Source organism: Kitasatospora sp. NPDC015121, from assembly GCF_055562955.1.
Genome location: NZ_JBVHEH010000052.1, coordinates 11,523 through 31,827, shown reverse-complemented (window position 1 = coordinate 31,827; position 20,305 = coordinate 11,523). Strand labels below are relative to the sequence as shown.

Sequence of the window (20,305 nt, the reverse complement as noted above, 5' to 3'; positions counted from 1 at the left end):
CCAATGGCGAACCCCCGCTGAAGCTTGGGACGAACACCTACGATCAATTCAACAGCAACGTGTTGCTTCGACCAGTTGAATGCGCCTTGCGATCCGCGGTCGTTGTGGTGGATGAGCCCGGACAGGTCGGTAATTCCTTCTCGGCGTCGGGTCCAGATTGCGTGCTCGATGGCATCGAGCACCAGCGGTGTCGTCATTGTCGTCGCGGTGTGCCATCCGAGGATTCGGCGTGAATATGCATCGATGACGAACGCGACGTACACCCAACCCGACCACGTCGAAACATAAGTAAAGTCGGCTACTCACAACACATTTGGCGCAACCGGGTTGAACTTTCGCTGTACCAGATCGTCCGCTCGACGGCCTTGTGGATCTGCGATAGTGGTCCGTTTCGCCTTGCCTCGATGTGCACCTTCGAGCCCGAGGGCACCCATCAACCGTTCGACCGTGCACCGGGCCACGTCGATGCCTTCTCGACGCATTTCCAGCCACACCTTCCGGGCTCCGTAGACCGAATAATTCTCGGCATGTACACGGCTGACCTCGGCTTTGAGCTCTTCGTCGCGCACAGACCGTCGAGATGCAGGACGGTTGCGGGCTTCGTAGTAGGTGGACGGCGCAATAGAGCAGCCGTGCTCGCTGAGCACCCTGCACATCGGCTCGACGCCGTACTCGCTTTTGTATCGGTTGATGTAGTCGATGATCACTTGTTGTTGCGGTCGAGCTCCGCTGCGAAGAAAATCATGATATGTGGGTGATCTGACGCATCCAGTGTCAGGCTGATCATGTCGGTTGTCGGCTCGATCGAGGAGGCCCCACAATGAATGCTTTCGTCCCAGCGCTGGTCCGGCCGCCTGGCGAAATTCCACGACTCGGCGAACCACTTCTCGATGAATACCTACGCTTCGTCGCTGCGAGAGCACGAACCAACACCCTCCTGGCACAGACGTTCGACCTGAAAGTCTTCTTCACCATCATCGGCAAGGAACCGACGCAGGTGAGCACCAGCGATGTACTGGCTTTCATTCAAGCGCAACGACTTCCACGCAAAGAGAATGTGGTCCGCCTCAGCGACGGCGAATCGGGACTGGCCACCTCGACCATCAAACGTCGACTGGCGTCGATCTCCGGCCTGTTCTCCTACCTCCATGAGCGTGGGCTGGTCGAGAAGAATCCCGTGCCGCGAGGCCTCTCGACCCGGTCAGGACGCTCTCACGTTCGCGGGACCCCACTGATCAGAGCGCCGCGGCGCCTCCCACGGGTACTGAGCCCCGACGAGGTCAACGCACTATTGGCCGCGCTACGCTGCGAACGAGACCGGGCGATGGTCCTGTTGATGCTGTTCGGCGGACTACGCCGATGCGAGGTGCTGGGCTTACGGATGCCCGATGTCCGACCCGGTGAGCGACGAGTGTTCGTCGCCGCCGGCAAAGGCGGCCACCAACGCATCGTCCCGGTCGCACCGACCTTCTTCGAAAGCCTCGGCCGCTATCTCGACGCCGAACGCCCGATCGACAGTGCCACCGATCATGTCTTCGTGGTCCTCAAACGTCCCAGACGCGGCAACCCGCTTTCCGCGGCCGGTCTCGATGAAATTCTCTCCGGCGCCCGAGTTCGAGGCGGGTTACCTCATGCGACATGTCACGAACTTCGACACACCTGCTTCACCCGACTCCGCGAATCGGGGATGGCGTTGGAGGCGATTCAAGCTCAAGCCGGGCACGCATCCATCGAGTCCACACGCATCTATCTGCATCTGGCCAACGACTGGCTGATCGGCGAGTATTCCAAGGCGATGGACATTCTCGACGGCATCGCCGGTGACATCCCTGGAGATGCGAAATGAGCGTTCCGACAGACTCTTTGAGAAAACCTGAGTCAACCGCGGCCCGCACATACGTTCACGCGGTCACCAATGCACATGCCCACCGAACCCGACTCCGGGCTGTCCTGCGGTTCGAGGACAGGTTCGGTGATCTCGGCGCATGGAACGCGCTACCGGTGTCGGCGCGCATGGCAGCTTCCGACATCGTGCGCGCGTTCGTTGCCTTCGCGGCCGTCTTCGAGTCGGTGGCCGTCGATGCGATCTATGTTGTGCAATCATCATCGAAATGGGGCGCCCATCTGGCCGAACGTGAACCCGTAGCTGCTTCCACATTCCGCACGCAGGCAACAAGTTTGGGATTCTGCGAGCGCGAGGCAGGGAAGATGTGGTCCAAACTCGCGCAGATCTGTGTCATCGCCGGCGCCACGACCGAGGCGCTCACCTCGGCGGAGTATGTCGCGGCCCGGGCCCAGTTTCATTCCGCCGTAGTCGCCAAGGTCGGGCGTGCACCGAAATCGTTGAACGCGCCACTCTTTGGGCTCGATGCGCTCATGTTCCATCGCGGCCAAGGACCCCGGCCACATCCGCGCAAACGCTGGGCAGCACGATCGGTGCCCGAGATCGGTTGGGACCGCGCCGAGGAGTGCGCGCCCGTCATGGTCGCTACGATGCGCCGTTACCTCGACCAGATCGGCATCAGCCTGCGGGTCTCGTCGGTGGACTGCATCGAGACCACACTGCGCCAGTTCGCCGGCCATCTGGCCACCACCAGCGACGTAGTCTGCGTCGCCGACATCGACCGCACCCACATCGAGGCCTACAAGACCTGGTTGGCGGCACGGCCGGGGTATCGCAAGAACACGAACCTGTCCAAGACCACCATCGGCATGCGCATGGGGCACCTGAGCGCGTTCTATCAACGCATCATCGAATGGGACTATCCTGATATCCCTGCCCGAGCGCCGGTCTACTCCTCGGACCGGCCGATCAAGGACAAGCCGCTACCGCGATTCCTCGACGACGGCGCCGCCGCCAAGTTCTTGACCGCAGCCCGCAACCTGCCCGACGAGTTCGGTCGCCTCGCCATCGAAATGCTCTCACGTACCGGCATGCGCAAAGGCGAACTCCTCGACCTGACAATCGATTCGGTCGTCCAGATCGGTTCCGCCTACTGGCTCCGCATCCCCGTCGGCAAGCTCCACAACGACCGGTACGTCCCCTTGCATCCCCAACTCAAAACAATGATCGACACCTGGCTCGAGCACCGACCGGACTGGCAGGACAGTCCGCTGCTCTTCACCGACCGCGGTCGTCCGATCCCGGGCACCCGAATCGACAAGGCAGTCCAATCCGCTGCTGCCGCAGCGGGAATCGGCCACGTCCACCCTCATCAGCTGCGGCACACACTCGCGACGCAGGCCATCAACCGGGGTATGAGCCTCGAGGCGATCGCCGCATTGCTCGGGCACAAGACAATGGAGATGACGATGGTCTATGCCCGAATCGCGGACCGGACCGTTGCCGACCAATACTTCTCCGTCACAGAGAAAGTCGAAGCCCTCTACAGTAAACACGAACCCGCCGTCCTGCCTGCCGAGGACGAGCCCGCCGCGATGCGCAAACTCCGCGCCGAAGCCCACCGGCGGATGCTCGGTAACGGCTACTGCGCACGCCCAGTCGAACTCGACTGCCACTTCGAGTCGATCTGCGAGTCATGCACGTTCTTCGTCACCACCATCGAGTTTCTCCCCACCCTCACCCGTCAGCGAGACGACGCCGCAGACAAGGGCCAGATCGGGCGGCAGAAGGTCTTCGACGGACTTATCCAGCGACTCGACGACACGGGCACTTGACATCGATCACCCACATAAACCGATGCCGACTTCAGGATCTCGTTGGCACGCTTGAGTTCCCGATTCTCAGCGCGAAGCTTGCGCATTTCCGCTGCCATTTCGCTCGTCACGCCGGGCCGCTGGCCGGCGTCGGTTTGCGCTCTCCGGATCCAGTTGAGCAACGTCTGCGCTGTTCCGATACCGAGTTTGTCGGCCACGGATTCGACCGCGGCCCACTCCGACGGGTACTCGTGTTGGACCTCGGCGACCATCCGCACTGCCCGCTCACGCAGTTCGGGCGGGTACCTTTTGTTCGTTGCTGACGACATGACTCCATCTTTCCCAAAGGATGAAGTCCCCGGAAACTCCGGTGCGATTCATAGTGCGCGATTGGATGTTGTCAAGAAGGATGGGACCCCAAGGAAACGGTCTCCTGTTGACGACGGTTGAAAACTAGTCCAGAAACGACGGGTGGTCTAGTTTTCAACCGTCGTTCACATCTCCTTCATCGCTTGGGTGATCTACGCCGCCTCTCTGCACGCGCGTGCTACTTCTGGTTGGCGCGATACCCGTGCCGCCTGGATAATCATTGCCGGTTTCGTCGCAATGCTGTTCAATCTCTTCATCATCAAGATGGATGTCTCCGGCCTCCATTCGTACGCGGGACTCAACTGAGAGCGAGCGGGTGAGAGTGGCGCGGGGGCATATGGATCAGGGGAGCCCCGCGCCTGCATGCCGGGGGAGTGGCGCAGCCATTCTGATGTGAGTGTGTGAACGTGGTGATCAAACTTGTCAATCATGCGCACTTCCTGCCCTTGCAAGGCGGAAGCCGTTGTGGCGCCGCGTCAGGGAGTTTCTTTTCCCGACATCCTGCGCGACACTCGAGTTCATCGTGTATCAGTGTCAACCTGATGTGGTCGCACCTGCTCAATACCGGCTGGCTTTCGAGTCGGTACGCCTCCGCGATCAACTCGGAGTCGGTCATCCCCCGCCGAACGTCCTGCATCATGACCTCCATGTCGTCTGTTCTCGTTTGCGTACCCGGCCTGTCCCTCGTTAATCGATGGGCTCGGTTTGCGCCTGGACCTGATTGATGCAAATAGATCGGTTCGGTTCAGGCGTGGGTTTTTGTGCACCCGTTCCTACCTCGTGCTGGTGGGTATCCCACGGAGCCTGACCAGAATGTTGAGCCCGACGAATGTGACCGCGCACGCAGGACGGCGCGTGCGGATCTCGGGATATCTTCGGGTGTAATTACCAAACCCTCCAACAAATGAGGTTGCCTCGATAGTGTTCGGTGTCCTCCGGGGTATTGACCTGTCGCCTAGAAGGCTCGGTGCCTCTGCCGAGGTCAATTGTCAAGCAGAGACACCGAGCCGCGTGCGCTCACATCCGACTGAAATCTGAGCAATGAACGCCGGAAGTCGTGATCACAGCGTGGCGAGAATGCCTTCCATCGTGGTGATTTCCTGGTTTTGCGCGCTGATGATGGTCTGCGCCATGGAGATAGCTTCGGGATACTGTCCGGAATCAACTTCAGTTTGCGCCATTGCGACAGCTCCGCGGTGATGGTCGATCATCTGAGCGAGGAACAGTTTCGCGGCATCGGTTCCCTGTGCATTCTGCAGCGCGGTCATGTCATCGGCGGACATCATCCCCTCCATCATTCCCGGCGTCATCCCCATGCTCTCTGAGGGCATCGGCATGTTCATGCTGGTAGAGGGTGTCATGCCTTCCATGCTGTGGGAGGTGGTCGGCATATTCATGCCAGAGGAGGACGAACTCTGTCCCCAGCTGGTCAACCAGGCCTGCAGCTGCTCGATTTCTGGGGCTTGCGCTGCCTTGATCTGTTCTGCCAACGTCGTCACTCGGGGGTCGATACCGTCTTTGGAGAGGAGCATGTCGCTCATCTGGACGGCCTGACTGTGATGCGGGATCATCTGCTCGGCGAATGTCACATCTGCCTGATTGTGAGTGCTCGCGTTCGCCGATGAACTGGATTCGGCACTCATTGACGTTGGCGTGGAGGTAGTTTCATCGGTATTGGAGCTGTTACATGCGGTGAGGACGAATAGTGCTGCAGTTGCTGCAGCACTGATTGCGAGGACCTTCTTCATATCGGGGAATCCCTTTCGCTGGGAGATCGGTTGTCGGGTCATGAGACGTTCTGTGAGGTGGACTTCGTAGTGCTGGGTGAAGGCCGGTGTTGATCTGGGGGAGAAGGGAGGCGTAGTCGCTTCAGCAGTAGTGCATTGACTGCGACGATGAAGCTGGACCCGGACATCGACAGCGCTGCGATCTCGGGGCGAAGTACAAGTCCGAGGGAGGGTTCGAAGACTCCAGCGGCGATGGGGAGGGCGATGACGTTGTACCCGACTGCCCATCCGAGGTTCTGTCTCATCTTGCGGAGGGTGCCTCGCCCGATTTGTAGTGCGACCGGTACGTCGAGTGGGTCCGACCGCATCAGCACGAGGTCCGCTGTTTCGATTGCGACGTCGGTACCTGCGCCGATGGCGATACCGAGGTCCGCTTGTGCGAGCGCGGGAGCATCGTTGACTCCGTCCCCGACCATCGCAACTTTTTTGCCGGCATTTTGCAGCTCGACGATCTTGGCGGCTTTGTCGCCGGGGAGCACTTCCGCGATGACGGTATCGATACCGAGCTGGCCCGCGATGCGCTGTGCGGTGGCTTCGTTGTCGCCGCTGAGCATGACGACTTCGACGCCCAAGTCGTGCAGCGCCGCCACTGCGGCGGCGGAAGTCTCTCGGACAGCGTCGGCGAGTGCGATCACCCCGACGCCGTGTCCGTCGACGGCGACGAGTACTGCTGTTCGCCCGCTGGCTGCGAGGTCGTCGCGTGTGCCCATCAATGTGCCGAAGTCGACGTTTTCGGCGATCATCAGTTTGCGGTTGCCTACCGCCACTCGACGACCGTCCACCTCCGCAGCCGCACCGTGACCTGGCACATTACGGAAATTTGTGAGTGGAACTTCCGGGGCGCCGCGTTCGGCCGCGTAGCGGACGATCGCGCCGGCGAGGGGGTGTTCGGACTCGCGTTCGACCGCGGCCACAAGGGAAAGGAGTTCATCGGTGCCGATACCGTCGACGACGACGTCGGTGACTTCGGGTTCGCCTTTGGTGAGGGTGCCGGTCTTGTCCATCACTACCGTCTCGATGCGCGCCGAGGATTCCAGCGCGGTGGCATTTTTGAACAACACTCCTCGTTGAGCTCCGAGTCCGGTGCCGACCATGATGGCGGTGGGCGTGGCCAAACCGAGAGCGTCGGGGCAGGTGATGACAACGACGGTGATTGCGAACAGAAGCGCGGTCTGCACTCCTGCACCCGCCGCCCACCAGACAAGGAAGGTGCCGGTGCCGCCGATCAGAGCAACAAGGACGAGCCAGAACGCGGCCCGATCAGCGAACCGTTGCCCCGGCGCTTTCGAGTTCTGCGCTTCCTGGACCAACGCCACTATTTGGGACAGGGCGGTGTCGGCACCGACTTTGGTTGCTCGGACGCGAAGTGTGCCCGTCGTGTTGATGGAAGCCCCGATGACTGCGGATCCCGGTTCTTTGGATACGGGAAGGCTTTCCCCGGTCACCATTGACTCGTCGACTTCGGAAGTTCCGCTCTCGACCGTTCCATCGACAGGGACTTTGCCGCCTGGTCGGATCAGTAACAGGTCTCCGACGACAACGTCGGCGGTGGGAACTTCGACGGGTTCGCCGTCTCTCAACACGATTGCCAATGGCGGGGTCAGTTCGAGCAGTGTGCGAATCGCGTCGTTGGCTCCACCTCTGGCTCGCATCTCGAACCAATGTCCGAGCAGGACGAAAGCCGTCAGCACCGACGCGGCCTCGTAGAAGACCTCGCCGCCGCCGGTGAAGGTGACGGCGACGCTGTAGAGCCAACCCGCCCCGACGGCGACGGCAACGAGGACCATCATGTCGAGGGTGCGGGCCTTCAGAGCCCGATAAGCGCCGTCGAAAAAGATCCAGGCCGAGTAGAACACCACTGGCAAGCTCAGTATCAGGGTGAATACGTCGTCGCGGAGTCCGAACGGGGCGGGAACTGTGAATCCGAACATGTCGCGCCCCATCGGGGACCACAGCATGATCGGAATGGACAGAACGAGAGCGACGAGAAAGCGATTTCGCATGTCCCGGACCATGTCGTCCATCGACATTCCGGCGTGGGCGCCTCCGTGCCCCATCATGTCCTGTGCAGAGTGTTGAGCATGTGGTTCGTGCGCTGTGTGTTCGCCGTGAGGAGATTCGCCGGGGTGTTCGACCGGTGCGTCGGTTGATGTGTCGGCGTGGTCTGAATGAACGTGGTATTCAGAGGGCGTGGCGCTGGTGCTGTCGTTTGGTTCGGAGAGGGGGTCGCAGCTGTGGGAGGGCACTGATCGCCCTGCGCAGTGATAGCCGCAGTCCCGGATCCATTGGGACAGTTCGGGTATCGAGGTTGCAGCCGGGTCGTAGGTGACCGTGGCAGTTTGGTTGAGGACGTTGGCCTCAGCAGAGACGACGCCACGTCGGCGAAGGAGAGTTGATTCGACTGCGGCTTTCGATGTCGCCCACTGCAATCCTTGTACTTCGAGAACGGTGGTTCGATTCATCTCTGCGCCCTCTCGTTGTGACCGCCATTCTTGCGGCAGCGACTGTGCGGATACCTCGGTGGCATGTTCCCGTGTTGTGGCAGATCGTCGGCACCTCTGGGGCGTGATGTTGTGGGGTCCACGTGTGTCTCAATACTGAGCCTGCCGGTGGCGGATATGCCTTGGTTAGATGTTTGGTGAAGATTCGATGAAGGACCATGGTGTCCCAAGCAGTCGACGACTGCCCTCGTCCGTGATGGTGGTCGTCGTGAAGTGAAACCTTTGGATTCGTTGCGGGTGGACAGTGGGACCTCTCCCGCACATCGCGTCCGAAGAGTTCAGGGCAGACGGAAGGTCATCGGGGCAGTCGAATTCGGGATCAAATCAGTGATCGGAGCTTGTGGCATGACTGGTGAATCGTCGTAGGCGCAAACTGTTCGTGACGACGAAGATGGAGCTGAAAGCCATGGCAGCGCCGGCGATCAGCGGGTTCAACAACCCCAGCGCCGCCAGAGGCAACGCCGCCACGTTGTAGGCGAAGGCCCAGAAAAGGTTCCCTTTGATGGTTTTCAACGTCGAGCGCGACAGACGGATCGCATCTGCGGCGGAGCGCAGGTCGCCTCGGACAAGGGTGAGATCGGAGGCTTCGATGGCGACATCGCTGCCGGTGCCCATGGCCAGACCTAAGTCTGCTTGTGCCAGAGCAGCGGCGTCGTTGACACCGTCACCGACCATAGCGACTGTATACCCACGGCTTTGGAGGTCTTTGACGGCGCTGACTTTGTCCGCGGGCAAGACTTCGGCGATGACATCGGCGGCTTCGATCCCCACTTGTTTTGCGACGGCGACGGCGGCGCGAGCATTATCGCCGGTCAACAGGATGGGACGTAGTCCCAAGGTTCGGAATGCAGTGATGGCCTCTTTCGAGGTGTCCTTGACAGTGTCCGAAACGACCACGATTCCGCGGATCGAACCGTCCCACGCAACCCACACCGGGGACTTTCCGTCGGCTTCCGCGTCGTGTGCGGCCACTTCCAGATTCTTGGGTGCGACGAGAGACCAGTCCTGCTCTAACCAGGTTCGCCGACCTATAGCAACGGCTCGGCCGTCTACGACACCGGAGACGCCTCGGCCGTCGTGGTTGGAGAAACCTTCGATTCTCGGCAACGGCCGGCCGTCAGCCCGAGCTGCAAGAGTGATGGCCTGCGCGATCGGGTGTTCGGAGCCGTCCTCCAACGCTCCTGCGACAAAAAGTAATTCGTCGATATTCTCGCCATCTGCGCCGACTGTCGAATCGACACTCATGCGCCCGGTGGTGACGGTCCCGGTCTTGTCGAGCACGATGGTGTCGACCTGACGGGTGGATTCGAGAACCTGGGGGCCTTTGATGAGAATCCCCAACTGGGCGCCGCGGCCCGTTCCGACCATCAGCGCCGTCGGTGTTGCCAACCCCAATGCACAGGGGCACGCGATGATCAGCACGGCAACGGCGGCGGTGAACGCCGTCACCATCGAGTGACCGGTCAAAAGCCACGCACCCAACGTCATCAGTGAGAGAACGATGACGACCGGGACGAAGATTCCGGAGATGCGGTCGGCGAGACGTTGGACCTGAGCCTTGCCGTTCTGTGCATCTTCGACCAGTCGTGCCATCTGAGCGAGCTGAGTGTCGGCGCCGATACGAGTTGCTCGAACGAGGAGTCGCCCTCCAGCGTTGACGGTGGCGCCGACAACGGCGTCGCCAGGGCGCACTTCGACTGGCACGGATTCGCCGGTCAGCATGGAGGCGTCCACCGCAGATGTGCCGTCGGTGACGATGCCGTCGGTCGCGATCTTTTCGCCGGGGCGTACGACGAAGATGTCACCGACCACCAATTGTTCGGTGGGAATTCGGATCTCGGTGTGTTCCCTCAACACCGCTACGTCTTTGGCTCCCATGTCCATCAGTGCGCGTAGGGCTGCACCCGACTGCTTCTTGGCGCGGGCTTCGAAATATCGCCCCGCCAGTATGAAGACGGTGACCGCAGCAGCGACTTCCAGATAGATGTGGTCCGCTCCGCCCTCCTGCTGTGGGAACAGGCTGAACTCCATCTTCATGCCGGCCATTCCGGCATGACCGAAGAACAACGCCCACAGTGACCACAGGTAGGCCGCCGACACCCCCACCGAGATCAGAGTGTCCATTGTTGCCGCGCCGTGTCGGGCATTCGTCAGTGCAGCGCGGTGGAAGGGGAGTGCGCCCCAGACGACGACGGGAGATGCGAGCGTCAAGGCCAGCCACTGCCAGTTCGTGAACTGCAATGGCGGGATCATCGACAATGCGACCACAGGCACAGTCAATGCGAGCGAGACGAGCAGTCGGGTCCGCAGTTGCGAAGCCTCGTCCTGGATTCGGGCGTCCACCCCGTCGGTAGTGCCGACCTCCCCGGACGAGCCCTTGGGGGCAGGCAAGGTGGCGGTGTATCCCGTTGCCTCGACGGTGGAGATCAAGTCTTCAGGTGCTACCGCACCCGTGAAATCGACCTTCGCCTTTTCGGTCGCGTAGTTCACTGTCGCGGTGACGCCGTCGATCTTGTTGAGCTTCTTTTCGATTCGCGCGGCGCAGGAGGCGCAGGTCATGCCGCCGATGACCAGTTCGACACTGTGTGCGGACTCGGCAGCGACGGTCGTGTTGTCCAGGGTGCTCATCAGATGTACCTCTCCTGACCTGCCTACGCTGGCGGTGTGGGCGCCCGGTCAGATGTTCGCGAGATGATAGTTGCCGGCTTCGTCGAGCGCGGCAGTTACTTGTTCCTCGGTCAGTGGCGCTGAAGCTGTGACGGTCACGGTGGAGACTCCTCCGGCGACGAGATCGATCTCGACCTCGCTCACTCCGGGGAGGGCGCGCAGCTCGTCCGTGACGGCGCCGACGCAATGCCCGCAGGTGAGGCCGGTGACCGCGAACGTGTTGTTGGTTGCAGACATGATGTCCTCCGTAGGGGTGGGCGCGGATGTCGTGGGTGATTTCTTCGTCGAGTTGCATCCACAGCCGCGTTGCGTCTTATCGAGTAGATTCGGCTGCGAGTTAGTCTGACCGCTCATGATTCCCTTCCCGTCTGGTACCCCAGGGGGGTACCTGTTTCTACTATACTCGCGTTAGGAGAAGGTGAGTCAAGGCTGCGCCTCGACTACTTCCGTCGGACATTTGGTCGGATTCTCCCTCGTGTATTCGCCCGCGCAGAGAACGTCGAATTTCGAGCGCCCGTGGAGTGTCGCCAGGTGTACACCGGAGCCATGGGCAGTTGCGCCGTTCGCGGGATTTCGATCCCAGTCCAGCGGCAGGGCAGAGGCCGGGGATTCCGGGACGCTGACCCGATGCCGGGGCGGCCACAATCTCACCTCGCCGAACGGGGTAGGAAGAGGCATCGAATGAGATGCCGGCCCAATCAGGTCGCGCCTCCCGTGCTGGTGTGATCGTGTGTTCGGACGTCTCCACGTGTCAGACGATGTAGCCCAAGCGGGTCATCATACCCGACTCCTGGTGATATCCGTTGTGGCAGTGGAGCATCCAGTCGCCCGGGTTGTCGGCGATGAGATCGACAGCGACAGATTCCATCGGACGAACGATGACTGTGTCCTTACGAGGGCCGACACCGCCGTCACCTTTGACCACTTGGAACGTATGCCCGTGCAGATGCATGGGATGCCACATCATCGTCATGTTGGTGAACGTGAGCCGGGCTCGGTCCCCTTCTTTGACGGTCAGAGGTTCGGTTTGGTCGTAGTTCCGACCGTTGATCGTCCATTGGTAGCTCATCATGTCCCCCCCGAGGTCTGCCACGAGATCGACACCGGTGCCATCGCTTCGCGGCAGAACGACACTTTCGGCTGCAGTGAACGACTCGACCGTGCCCACTCGACCTGCCAATTCCCGAGGGAGGAACGACGCGTCGGGCGCAGCGCCCGAGCCTGTACGCAGCAGCGTCCGAGCCTGAGCGTTCTTACCCTCGGCCGCGGCGACGAGCGGGAATACACCGTCCTTGACCGTGACGATCACGTCGTAGCGCTCACCCATGCCGAGGAGAAGCGCATCGACTTCTGTCGGTACGACCGGAAAACCGTCCGTATGGGTCACGGACATCACGTGATCGGCAAGGGCGACTCGAAAAGCGGTATCCGCACCCGCGTTGATGATGCGAATACGCACACGCTGACCGGGAGCGGCCGAGAAAGTTGTCGGTGCAGAAGCTATCCGCCCGTTGATCAGATAGTACGGATAGCTGACGTCACCCGCGTCCCCACCGAGCAGAGCGCTTGATTCTACCGAGTTAGGGCCACCCGAGGTGGCGGGCAGCGTGGTTTCGGCCGACCCGTGGTTCATTCCACCCATGCCAGGCATGTTGCCCATCCCGGATCCGCCCATCGAACCCATGCCGTTTCCGGACTGAAGGTCGGAGAGGATCTGTTGCGGACTCGTGCCGACTCCATCCGTCCAGTCGTCGAGAACCACGATCCATTCGGCGTCGTAGTCGACGGGCTCGCGGGGGTCGTCGACGACGATGGGGAGATACAGGCCGTAGTCGGTGTCGAGACCGACATGCGGGTGAGCCCAATACGTTCCCGAATGAGGTACTGAGAACCGGTATGTGAAGTTCTGCCCCGATTCGATGTTCGGGCTTGCCGGCATGGCGCCGTCCATGTCGTTGCGAAGCGCGATGCCGTGCCAATGCACCGATGTCTGATGATCGAGTCCGTTGTTGACGGTGATCGCCAACTCGTCACCGACATTCGCGCGAATCAACGGACCGGGAACACTGTCGCCGTATGCCAGAGTGCGCACCGTGATGCCGCCGAGATCGATATCGGCACCCTGCGGATTGAGCGTGTAGTCCACGGTGCGACCGGTATGCGGGCGCGCTGCCTCAGCGGACGTGATGGCATTCTTGTCGAACGGCGGGGGGTTCGGGTTGGACGATCCGCTGGTGGTGCATGCGGTCAACGCCAGGCCACCCGCCCCCGCCGCCGTGGCGGCGAGAAACGTACGTCGACTGAAAGCCGATCCTGTGAACGGCGCAATAGCCATGATTGTGATTGTCCTTGTCTAGTCGTTGTGGAGAAACGGAACTGATACGCCACCGAGCCCGGGGCGCGCGTGCGGCAGAGGTCAACGACTCTCGTGTCGACGAGAGGATCGATCCAAAGCTTCACTGCGGGAGCGATACTCGTCATCGTCGATCTCGCCGCGGGCGTAGCGCTCATCCAACAGATGCTGCGCATTCGTACCACGGAGTTCGCTGCGGGTACTGCGCCTGGGACGAAACAAAGCAAGTAGGGCCGCAATGACCAACCCCCAAAATGCGATCATCGCCAGCGCCATCAGAATCCAGCTGACCCAACCCATTCCATAACCCGAATTCTCGCTCCACCACATCATGTCCGTTCACTCTCCTCACCTTCGACAGTGCTCGCCGAACCCTCTGGGATCGGTGTGCTTTCTATGAAGATTCGCTGAAGAGGTGACCGCATACCGTGTATCGCGTGCGCAGCGGCGACTGAGCAGTCCACGATGGTGGCATGGACAGTACGTCAACACGGTCAACCGACGGGTACGCAGGTTTTCGGGCACTGGTCGTCGACGACGAACGCCCACTGGCCTCGATCATCTCGAGTTACCTCGAACGAGAGTCATTCGAGGTGAGTGTGGCCTACAACGGTTTCGACGCTCTCGCCCTGGCACGTGAGGTCGATCCTGATGTGGTGGTCCTCGATCTCGGGTTGCCCGGTATCGACGGCATCGAGGTATGCCGGGAACTTCGTACATTTTCGGATGCATACGTGGTGATGCTGACTGCTCGCAGTGAGGAAGTGGACACCATCGTCGGGCTTTCTGTCGGTGCCGATGATTACATGAGCAAGCCGTTCAGCCCCCGAGAGTTGGTAGCGAGGATCCGCGCGATGATGCGCAGACCCCGCAGCGGAGTCGCGCACGGTACAACTGCGAGAGCGGTAACCCGAGACGAGGAGAGTCCGCCAATGACGTTCGGGGTGCTCAGGATCGACGTTGCCGGGCGAGAGGTCTCGGTCGCCGAGAAACCGGTTCTGCTGACTCGGACGGAATTCGACGTGTTGGCGGCATTGGCCGCTCGGCCGGGGATGGCGTTCAGCCGTCGGCAACTGATCGAAGCAGTGTGGGGTCCTGCGTGGACGGGGAACGAACATCTTGTCGATGTTCATATCGGTCATCTGCGCCGCAAACTCGGCGATGATCCCGCCGCGCCTTTGTATGTCAATACCGTGCGCGGCATCGGGTACCGAATGGGTTCCGGAAAATGACTACCCTGGAAGAACTTTCGTCTCATCAGGGGCGTACCCGCCGAGGACTCGGTGTCGGCGTGCGTTTGTTGATGGCCCAAACGCTGGTCTTGGTGGCAGGAGCGGCCACCTCATGGGTCGTTGCAGTCACTGTCGGTCCGAGTTTGTTCCGCGAGCATCTGCGCCGCGCGGGCGTGCCTCCGATGTCTGAGGAGCAAATGCATGCCGAGCAGGCATATCGCTCGGCAACTGCGGTCTCGTTGTCCGTGGCGATCGGCGCAGCTGCGTTGTGCGCGCTGGCTGTGACCTGGTATCTCAGTCGTCGGCTGCAGCGGTCGGTGACTGCGGTGTCAACTGCCGCCACGGCAGTCTCGGCGGGAAACTACGCGGCCAGAGTCCCGCCGCCGCAGCTCGGTGACGACTTCGACGCACTTGCGACGGCCTTCAACGAAATGGCGGTCCGTCTCGAGTCTGCCGAGTCGATGCGTCGACGGTTGCTGGCAGATCTCGCGCACGAGATCCGGACGCCGGTAGCTGTTCTCGAAGCATTCATGGAAGCGCTCGAAGACGGAGTGGAAGCTCTCGATGATCACACCATTGCGATGCTCAGAGATCAGACCCGACGTCTGGCACGGTTTTCCGGCGACGTCTCGGCGCTGTCCGATGCCGAGACGAATCGAGCTGCAATCGAACCGACATGGACCAGACCTGAGGTACTGGTGAGCTCAGCGGTAGCGGCGCACGAAGAACGATACGACACGAAAGCAGTCATTCTGAGCGTGGACGTCCCCGGAAATCTGCCGTCGGTGTGGCTGGACCCGGAGCGCATAGGGCAAGTGTTGAGCAATCTGCTCGACAACGCACTGCGCCACAGTCGATCACAGAGCACAGTGAAGGTGCGGGGACGGGTGAAAGGGGATCGGTTCATCCTCACACTCACCGACGAAGGCGATGGAGTCGCCGCCGAGCACCTCCCCTATCTGTTCGAGCGTTTCTATCGCGCCGACGCAGCACGCGATCGTGCTCACGGAGGGGCAGGGATCGGACTGTCCATCGCGAAAGCACTCGTCGAAGCACACGGTGGACAGATCACCGCCGCGAGTGACGGAGCCGGGCAAGGCACCACCTTCGTTATCGCGTTGCCAGTACATCGTCCGAAAGGGCGGCACATCGACTGCCGGGGAACTGTCGATGCGTGACATTCGACGCGACATTCGAGGTAATGGAAACGCTCCGGGAACACCCACTCACCCCGCCGCTACCGGCACACCTGGTCAAGAACTCGTGAGGTGAACCGATCAATGACGATTCAAGAGACCAGAGCGCAGAGGTGACCCGGCCCGGGGACTTACACTTCGATCGCTGTGACGTAGGCACTCGCGCACACCGAACCCGAGACCAGGAACCAACTACTCAGGCTCTCCCCTGAACTGTGATACCGCACGGTCACGTCGTTTCCCGCGGTGATGGGAGAGCGATATTCGAGAATCGCTCGGTAGGGGAGTGGATTTCGGGGTCCGGCCCAATCTCTGATCAGGTCTTCGACAGGCTGCCAATACGTGGCGTTGTTGACGTGGTTGAACGGATCGATATCGCTCGATCGTAAGACGAATGTCGTTTCCTCCCCATCGCCCGGATGAGCGGTGTGCCAGGGTTTCCACTTCAATCGGTGATCGTTGGCGGTCGAACCGAGTCCGGCCATGAAACTCTCTTCGATCCTGGAAGGCATCCCGTTGACCGGATTGAGATTTATCCAGAATCCTTCGGTCTCGATCAAGCCGCCGCCGTCGGATTCGATGCGGACACGCATCGTGCACCACCTGCTCGACAACCCCGAGCACCATCTGCGCATGCGCACACGAGCCGGCCAGCTGACCGGACGAATGACATCGATGACTGTGCGGCGCACGACCCACACCGGGTGGGCAGCCGCTGCGCCGCTCGCATCGAGATCGTCGAAACCGATGTCCTGCAGATAACGTGCAACGCCATCGAGTCGCACCGTCCCGGAGACGTCGATATCTCCCGTCCGTACCGGCCGAGAGGTTTCGAACACCGCGCCATTGGTCGGCAAATCCACCAGGCGGTGGTTGCGCATCGCGTCAGCTTCCATTTTGCAGATCCCTTAGATGTGATTGTTCGCTTCGATACTTTGCACACCCTTGCTGCAACGTAGTGCGATCCCTACGCCCAGTCCCGCATCAGCCGCCGGGTCTGCCGCAGTCGTACCCAGTAGTCCGTGCCCGGTCTCCGAACATGGTGAACAAGGAGCCTATCCAGTCTCGCAAACTACTACACTGTCCGCGCGATTGCCGGTTGACGTTCGATGTCCTTTCCAGGTCCTTCTTGAGTGTGCCCAAGATCGTTGCGGCACCATGGAATTCCCATATTCCTCGGCTCGGCCTCGAAGCGCCTCGTCTCGCCGCAGTGCCCACCCGCGCGTTCGCGCTCGACCTCTACCTACTATCCAGGTTCGTAGTTCAGCTACTATCGACCTTAGTAGTTCGGTGGGCATCCGCGCCAACCGAGAGATTGGGGCGACGGTGAGCAAAAAATCAACCAAAACCCGCGCGAAACAGCGGTCTACGACGCAGAGTCGAGCCCGACGCGCCACGTCACCGAAGCGGAACCCCACTTCACGACCGCACGACGAAGTCGGCACAACACCCCGTGCTAGGCCCAGTCCGGCCGGTAGTGCCGTGGAAGAACTGGCCGCAGCGGCCGCAGCGGCGTATCTGAGTAAAGCAGCGCCGACGCCAGCCTCGGCCTTGGCTCAAGCACCGCCGGCGCCGGCCATCGCCGAAAAGGCGATGCCCACCAAGCCATCGGGCACTGAACGCGTTGCCCGGCCATTGGGTGACGACGAGTCGACCGCTGCAACGGAACTCGCTGCGCCCGGCGGTGGGTGCGCTGAAGCGTTCACGCAGATAGAACCACAGGGGCTCGCAGCAACGTACTGGGGAGAATCGCCCGAGGTTACTTCCGATCTGTCGATTCTGTTCCGAGGAGCCCGCAACAGCCCGGGCAGCGAACCGGAACGTTTCGAGAGGGTCACCCACGTCAACGGTGTTCCAGCGGGGGAACGCTTCGCGGTGACTGCGAGAATCCGCGGAATCGCCACTGGTAGTTGGACTGTCAGTGCCGAGCGCATCGAAACTCCGGACGACACCACCGGGCAGTTCGACATCGCAGCTCCGCAGACCGCCACGGCCTGGACTACCGCAGCGCCATTGGTGCACGGGCCCGGCGTGCGACTCTGGACGTGGCCGCTGTTGGTCGGTTTGGGTGCAGTGTTCGCCATCGTCATGCAGGCACTGCTCTTGACCCGTATGAGCGAGAACGCCACTGCGGCAGTTCTCATTTCGATCCTCGGCTGCCTTCTCGGCTACGTGGGTGCGAAGCTCTGGTACTTGGCACTTCACCGCCAGAGCCTTCGAAAATTCGTCTCTGCCGGCGCATGCATACAAGGATTTTTGGTGGTGTCGCTCGCGGTATTGGTGCTCGGCGGAGCAGCCTTCGGTCTGGGCGTCGGTGTGTTACTGGACATGACAACGCCCGGGTTGTTTCTCGGGATTGCGATCGGGCGCCCGGGATGCTTTTTGACAGGATGCTGTTCGGGTCGACCTACCAGGTCGAGATGGGGAATGTGGGCTTCGGACCGGACTCTCGCGGTGCGCCGAATCCCCGTGCAACTGATCGAAGCGTTCGCAGGCTTGATCATCGGCCTCGCGACACTGATTTTCGTCCTCTACGGCACCGAAACGCCCTATGACGGAGCAGTATTCGTTGTCGCCGCGGCTATCTACACGTGGGTCCGTCAAGGGTTGTTCCCCTATCGTGCGGACCCTCATACACGGCGCGGGCGGCTTCTGACCAGCGCGGCATGCGGAATTGTCATCGTCGCGACGATTCTGCTGGGCGTGGTGTGATCGTGACCCAGAGTAGTAGCCTTTTGCGCTTTTCTGCCGATGCCACGTGCGCAGAAGGTGAGTCTCACGAAAATTGGGATGGCCACGAATCAAGTTTCGCGCGGGATCTGGCCAATTCGATTGGCGCCGCGTTCGGTGCATGAGGCCGGTTCAGTTCGAGGAGGGGGTGAACCGGCCTTGAGCACTGGCCCCCTGCGGGCCGGACTCCTTGTTCGTCCACGACCCGGTTTCGCACTGTTTCAAGCACCTGCTGCGCATGAAGCCATCGCCATCGCACCCAGTAGCGCCAGAAGAGGCGCCGCAGGTAGGACGATCGCCGTTCCGCAGGCAGCAAGGGTGCGGAGGTAGCGAATGGGCGCCGGGTGGTGGGTGCGGTGGGAGGACAGACGATCAAGTCGCAACGCCAGGCAATCCTGCGCTATTCCCAGAGCCGCCACGGGCACCTCGTGAGGTGTCATACTGCAGAGTGCGCGGTGCACGGATTCGCGCCCATGCTGACGAACGGCTCGGGAGTCGGCTTCGATTTCCACCAACGCACGGACCAATGGGGGCGAAGATCGCATGATCGGAAGCCACGGAAACGCGTAGGCGAGCGTTTGAGCTGCGCTGACGAGCAGATGGTGCCGCCCCGTGATGTGTGCTCGTTCATGTGCGAGTACTGCAGCAAGAGCCTCGGTGTCGAGTTGATCTCTCAATCCGTCGCTCGCAACTACAAGCGCGGGGCGCCCAGCGATACTGTAGGCGAAGGGCACAGAAACCGGGAGCCAGAGCAGTGACGAGGACCGTGCACCCCCCAGAATGCGCAGCAACCCGAGGTGCTGCTGGTGTAGCTCGCGGCGAGTGCGGGAGAAGCTGAACAGATGGACGGTGCCTCGCACCGCCCCGATGACCAGGGCTGACCCACCGAGTACACCCACCGCCGTCTCGAGCCTGGCCGGCGCGTCGTCGTGAAGGGCGAGCCAACAGCTGTGGGCGAATTCGATCAGCGACGAGACACCACCGTGACTGGGTAAAAGGCTCAAGATCACCGGGACACTGATACTCACTACAGTTCCGAGTGCCAGAGCGCCCCACAAGACGAGGACGACATGCGGATCAACGCCGCGACGCATCATCGATCCGAGGAACAGCGGGGAGAGTGCGGCAACGAGAAGGCCACCGACCGCCCACGCGAGGACGGCTGTCACTTCTTGCCTCGTTCACGCAATCCACGCGCCAGGATCTTCGATTCGACGTCGGATGTCCCGCGAACAAAATGCAACAGGACCCCGGTCGGGTCTCCGGTGGATTCGAGAAGTGCGCGCAACCCGTCAGCTGCCGCTTCCTCGCGGCTTCGCGTGGCTTCGTACCAGTACGCGCGCCCGTTTCGCTGACGATGCACCCAACCTTTGCGATGAAGATTGTCCATGACGGTCATCACCGTCGTGTACGCCGGTTCACGGTCGTCATCGAGGCCGTCGATGACGTCGCGCACACGGACCGGTTCGGTGGAGCGCCACAGCACATCCATCACCAGCGCCTCGAGCTCTCCCAGACCTTGCATTTTTCCTCCTCGTAGAGCTGCATTCGTCACCGCACCGTGCGAGTGCCCAACCTGCAACCTCCGTCGCTTTCGTACGGGGCCCAACCAGCGCTGTCGGTGATTCGTCGGTCACAGTGATGTGGGACCGCTCGATGAGGGTGTCGTGTCGACTCTGCACGCTGGAGGTTGCCGAGACGGCGAACCGAAGCCCTGTAGAAATACTATCTGTTCTGCTTCCCGTCGCCGCCCCGATACGGCGGCGGTGTCTGGCGACCTCCTCCCGTGACGATCTGCCGAACCCCTGTCAGC

At 61.3% G+C, this 20,305-nt stretch carries 15 protein-coding genes, 2 pseudogenes and 1 other annotated feature; of the genes and pseudogenes, 6 read left to right on the top strand and 11 right to left on the bottom strand.

The window, feature by feature from the left end:
* Positions 1–86: 86 nt before the first annotated feature.
* Positions 87–671, bottom strand: a pseudogene (locus tag ACZ3J7_RS38765) (IS3 family transposase); the annotation flags it as partial.
* Positions 615–744: a sequence feature (AL1L pseudoknot), on the bottom strand. Its footprint overlaps the pseudogene before it by 57 nt.
* 76 nt (positions 745–820) lie before the next feature.
* On the opposite strand from ACZ3J7_RS38765, the gene ACZ3J7_RS38760 reads away from it, so the two are divergent.
* Together ACZ3J7_RS38760 and ACZ3J7_RS38755 are read left to right on the top strand one after the other, a co-directional pair.
* The gene (locus ACZ3J7_RS38760; RefSeq protein ID WP_003943780.1) at positions 821–1,846 is read left to right on the top strand and encodes a tyrosine-type recombinase/integrase; all 1,026 of its coding nucleotides are present in this window, start codon (positions 821–823) and stop codon (positions 1,844–1,846) included.
* Between the two features lie 167 nt (positions 1,847–2,013).
* On the top strand, positions 2,014–3,678 hold the full coding sequence (locus ACZ3J7_RS38755; RefSeq protein WP_352101868.1) for a tyrosine-type recombinase/integrase: 1,665 nt from the start codon (positions 2,014–2,016) through the stop codon (positions 3,676–3,678).
* 14 nt (positions 3,679–3,692) lie between these two features.
* Here ACZ3J7_RS38755 and ACZ3J7_RS38750 read toward each other — a convergent pair.
* Positions 3,693–3,986 (bottom strand): annotated as a pseudogene (locus ACZ3J7_RS38750) (transposase); the annotation flags it as partial.
* Between the two features lie 169 nt (positions 3,987–4,155).
* Here ACZ3J7_RS38750 and ccsA point away from each other — a divergent pair.
* A complete protein-coding gene (gene ccsA / locus ACZ3J7_RS38745; RefSeq protein ID WP_350835130.1) occupies positions 4,156–4,332 on the top strand; it encodes a cytochrome c biogenesis protein CcsA in 177 nt (58 codons plus the stop codon).
* Between the two features lie 755 nt (positions 4,333–5,087).
* On the opposite strand, the gene ACZ3J7_RS38740 is transcribed toward ccsA, so the two are convergent.
* The 6 genes from ACZ3J7_RS38740 to ACZ3J7_RS38715 form a co-directional block, all read right to left on the bottom strand.
* Positions 5,088–5,774 (bottom strand): DUF305 domain-containing protein, encoded by a 687-nt coding sequence (locus ACZ3J7_RS38740; RefSeq protein WP_047270628.1) that lies wholly within the window; start codon positions 5,772–5,774, stop codon positions 5,088–5,090.
* Between the two features lie 38 nt (positions 5,775–5,812).
* Positions 5,813–8,275 carry a heavy metal translocating P-type ATPase gene (locus ACZ3J7_RS38735; protein WP_298782251.1) on the bottom strand — a complete coding sequence of 821 codons (2,463 nt, stop codon included), beginning with the start codon at positions 8,273–8,275 and terminating at the stop codon, positions 5,813–5,815.
* Between the two features lie 363 nt (positions 8,276–8,638).
* On the bottom strand, positions 8,639–10,942 hold the full coding sequence (locus ACZ3J7_RS38730) for a heavy metal translocating P-type ATPase (RefSeq protein WP_047270630.1): 2,304 nt from the start codon (positions 10,940–10,942) through the stop codon (positions 8,639–8,641).
* A gap of 48 nt (positions 10,943–10,990) precedes the next feature.
* Positions 10,991–11,218, bottom strand: a complete 228-nt coding sequence (locus ACZ3J7_RS38725; protein WP_030537788.1) for a heavy-metal-associated domain-containing protein — start codon at positions 11,216–11,218, stop codon at positions 10,991–10,993.
* 514 nt (positions 11,219–11,732) lie between these two features.
* On the bottom strand, positions 11,733–13,316 hold the full coding sequence (locus ACZ3J7_RS38720) for a multicopper oxidase family protein (protein WP_030537787.1): 1,584 nt from the start codon (positions 13,314–13,316) through the stop codon (positions 11,733–11,735).
* 81 nt (positions 13,317–13,397) lie between these two features.
* Complete coding sequence (locus ACZ3J7_RS38715) at positions 13,398–13,667, bottom strand: SHOCT domain-containing protein (RefSeq protein ID WP_030537786.1); 270 nt, start codon at positions 13,665–13,667, stop codon at positions 13,398–13,400.
* Positions 13,668–13,807: 140 nt separating this feature from the next.
* Here ACZ3J7_RS38715 and ACZ3J7_RS38710 point away from each other — a divergent pair, with 140 nt between their 5' ends.
* Together ACZ3J7_RS38710 and ACZ3J7_RS38705 are read left to right on the top strand one after the other, a co-directional pair.
* Positions 13,808–14,566: a response regulator transcription factor gene (locus tag ACZ3J7_RS38710; RefSeq protein ID WP_030537785.1), complete on the top strand. Its 759-nt coding sequence runs from the start codon at positions 13,808–13,810 to the stop codon at positions 14,564–14,566.
* On the top strand, positions 14,563–15,744 hold the full coding sequence (locus ACZ3J7_RS38705; RefSeq protein ID WP_030537784.1) for a HAMP domain-containing sensor histidine kinase: 1,182 nt from the start codon (positions 14,563–14,565) through the stop codon (positions 15,742–15,744). Before ACZ3J7_RS38710 ends, ACZ3J7_RS38705 begins: the two co-directional genes overlap by 4 nt.
* 149 nt (positions 15,745–15,893) lie before the next feature.
* On the opposite strand, the gene ACZ3J7_RS38700 is transcribed toward ACZ3J7_RS38705, so the two are convergent.
* Entirely contained in the window at positions 15,894–16,658 is a 765-nt protein-coding gene (locus ACZ3J7_RS38700; protein WP_030537783.1) for an acyl-[acyl-carrier-protein] thioesterase, read from the bottom strand.
* A 586-nt stretch (positions 16,659–17,244) separates the two neighbouring features.
* On the opposite strand from ACZ3J7_RS38700, the gene ACZ3J7_RS38695 reads away from it, so the two are divergent.
* On the top strand, positions 17,245–18,474 hold the full coding sequence (locus tag ACZ3J7_RS38695) for a prolipoprotein diacylglyceryl transferase family protein (RefSeq protein ID WP_051720982.1): 1,230 nt from the start codon (positions 17,245–17,247) through the stop codon (positions 18,472–18,474).
* A gap of 239 nt (positions 18,475–18,713) precedes the next feature.
* On the opposite strand, the gene ACZ3J7_RS38690 is transcribed toward ACZ3J7_RS38695, so the two are convergent.
* Positions 18,714–19,661, bottom strand: coding sequence for a M56 family metallopeptidase (locus tag ACZ3J7_RS38690; RefSeq protein WP_019747376.1), 948 nt, complete (start codon positions 19,659–19,661; stop codon positions 18,714–18,716).
* A complete protein-coding gene (locus ACZ3J7_RS38685) occupies positions 19,658–20,017 on the bottom strand; it encodes a BlaI/MecI/CopY family transcriptional regulator (RefSeq protein ID WP_019747377.1) in 360 nt (119 codons plus the stop codon). Before ACZ3J7_RS38685 ends, ACZ3J7_RS38690 begins: the two co-directional genes overlap by 4 nt.
* Positions 20,018–20,305 lie beyond the last annotated feature (288 nt).

Bases quoted from the DNA above. Each gene is read 5' to 3' on its own strand.
- ACZ3J7_RS38705 (WP_030537784.1), top strand. From the start codon at position 14,563: ATGACTACCCTGGAAGAACTTTCGTCTCATCAGGGGCGTACCCGCCGA.
- ACZ3J7_RS38715 (WP_030537786.1), bottom strand. From the start codon at position 13,667: ATGATGTGGTGGAGCGAGAATTCGGGTTATGGAATGGGTTGGGTCAGC.
- ACZ3J7_RS38700 (WP_030537783.1), bottom strand. From the start codon at position 16,658: ATGGAAGCTGACGCGATGCGCAACCACCGCCTGGTGGATTTGCCGACC.
- ACZ3J7_RS38760 (WP_003943780.1), top strand. From the start codon at position 821: ATGAATGCTTTCGTCCCAGCGCTGGTCCGGCCGCCTGGCGAAATTCCA.
- ACZ3J7_RS38730 (WP_047270630.1), bottom strand. From the start codon at position 10,942: ATGAGCACCCTGGACAACACGACCGTCGCTGCCGAGTCCGCACACAGT.
- ACZ3J7_RS38725 (WP_030537788.1), bottom strand. From the start codon at position 11,218: ATGTCTGCAACCAACAACACGTTCGCGGTCACCGGCCTCACCTGCGGG.
- ACZ3J7_RS38685 (WP_019747377.1), bottom strand. From the start codon at position 20,017: ATGCAAGGTCTGGGAGAGCTCGAGGCGCTGGTGATGGATGTGCTGTGG.
- ACZ3J7_RS38710 (WP_030537785.1), top strand. From the start codon at position 13,808: ATGGACAGTACGTCAACACGGTCAACCGACGGGTACGCAGGTTTTCGG.
- ACZ3J7_RS38755 (WP_352101868.1), top strand. From the start codon at position 2,014: ATGGCAGCTTCCGACATCGTGCGCGCGTTCGTTGCCTTCGCGGCCGTC.
- ACZ3J7_RS38720 (WP_030537787.1), bottom strand. From the start codon at position 13,316: ATGGCTATTGCGCCGTTCACAGGATCGGCTTTCAGTCGACGTACGTTT.
- ACZ3J7_RS38740 (WP_047270628.1), bottom strand. From the start codon at position 5,774: ATGAAGAAGGTCCTCGCAATCAGTGCTGCAGCAACTGCAGCACTATTC.
- ACZ3J7_RS38735 (WP_298782251.1), bottom strand. From the start codon at position 8,275: ATGAATCGAACCACCGTTCTCGAAGTACAAGGATTGCAGTGGGCGACA.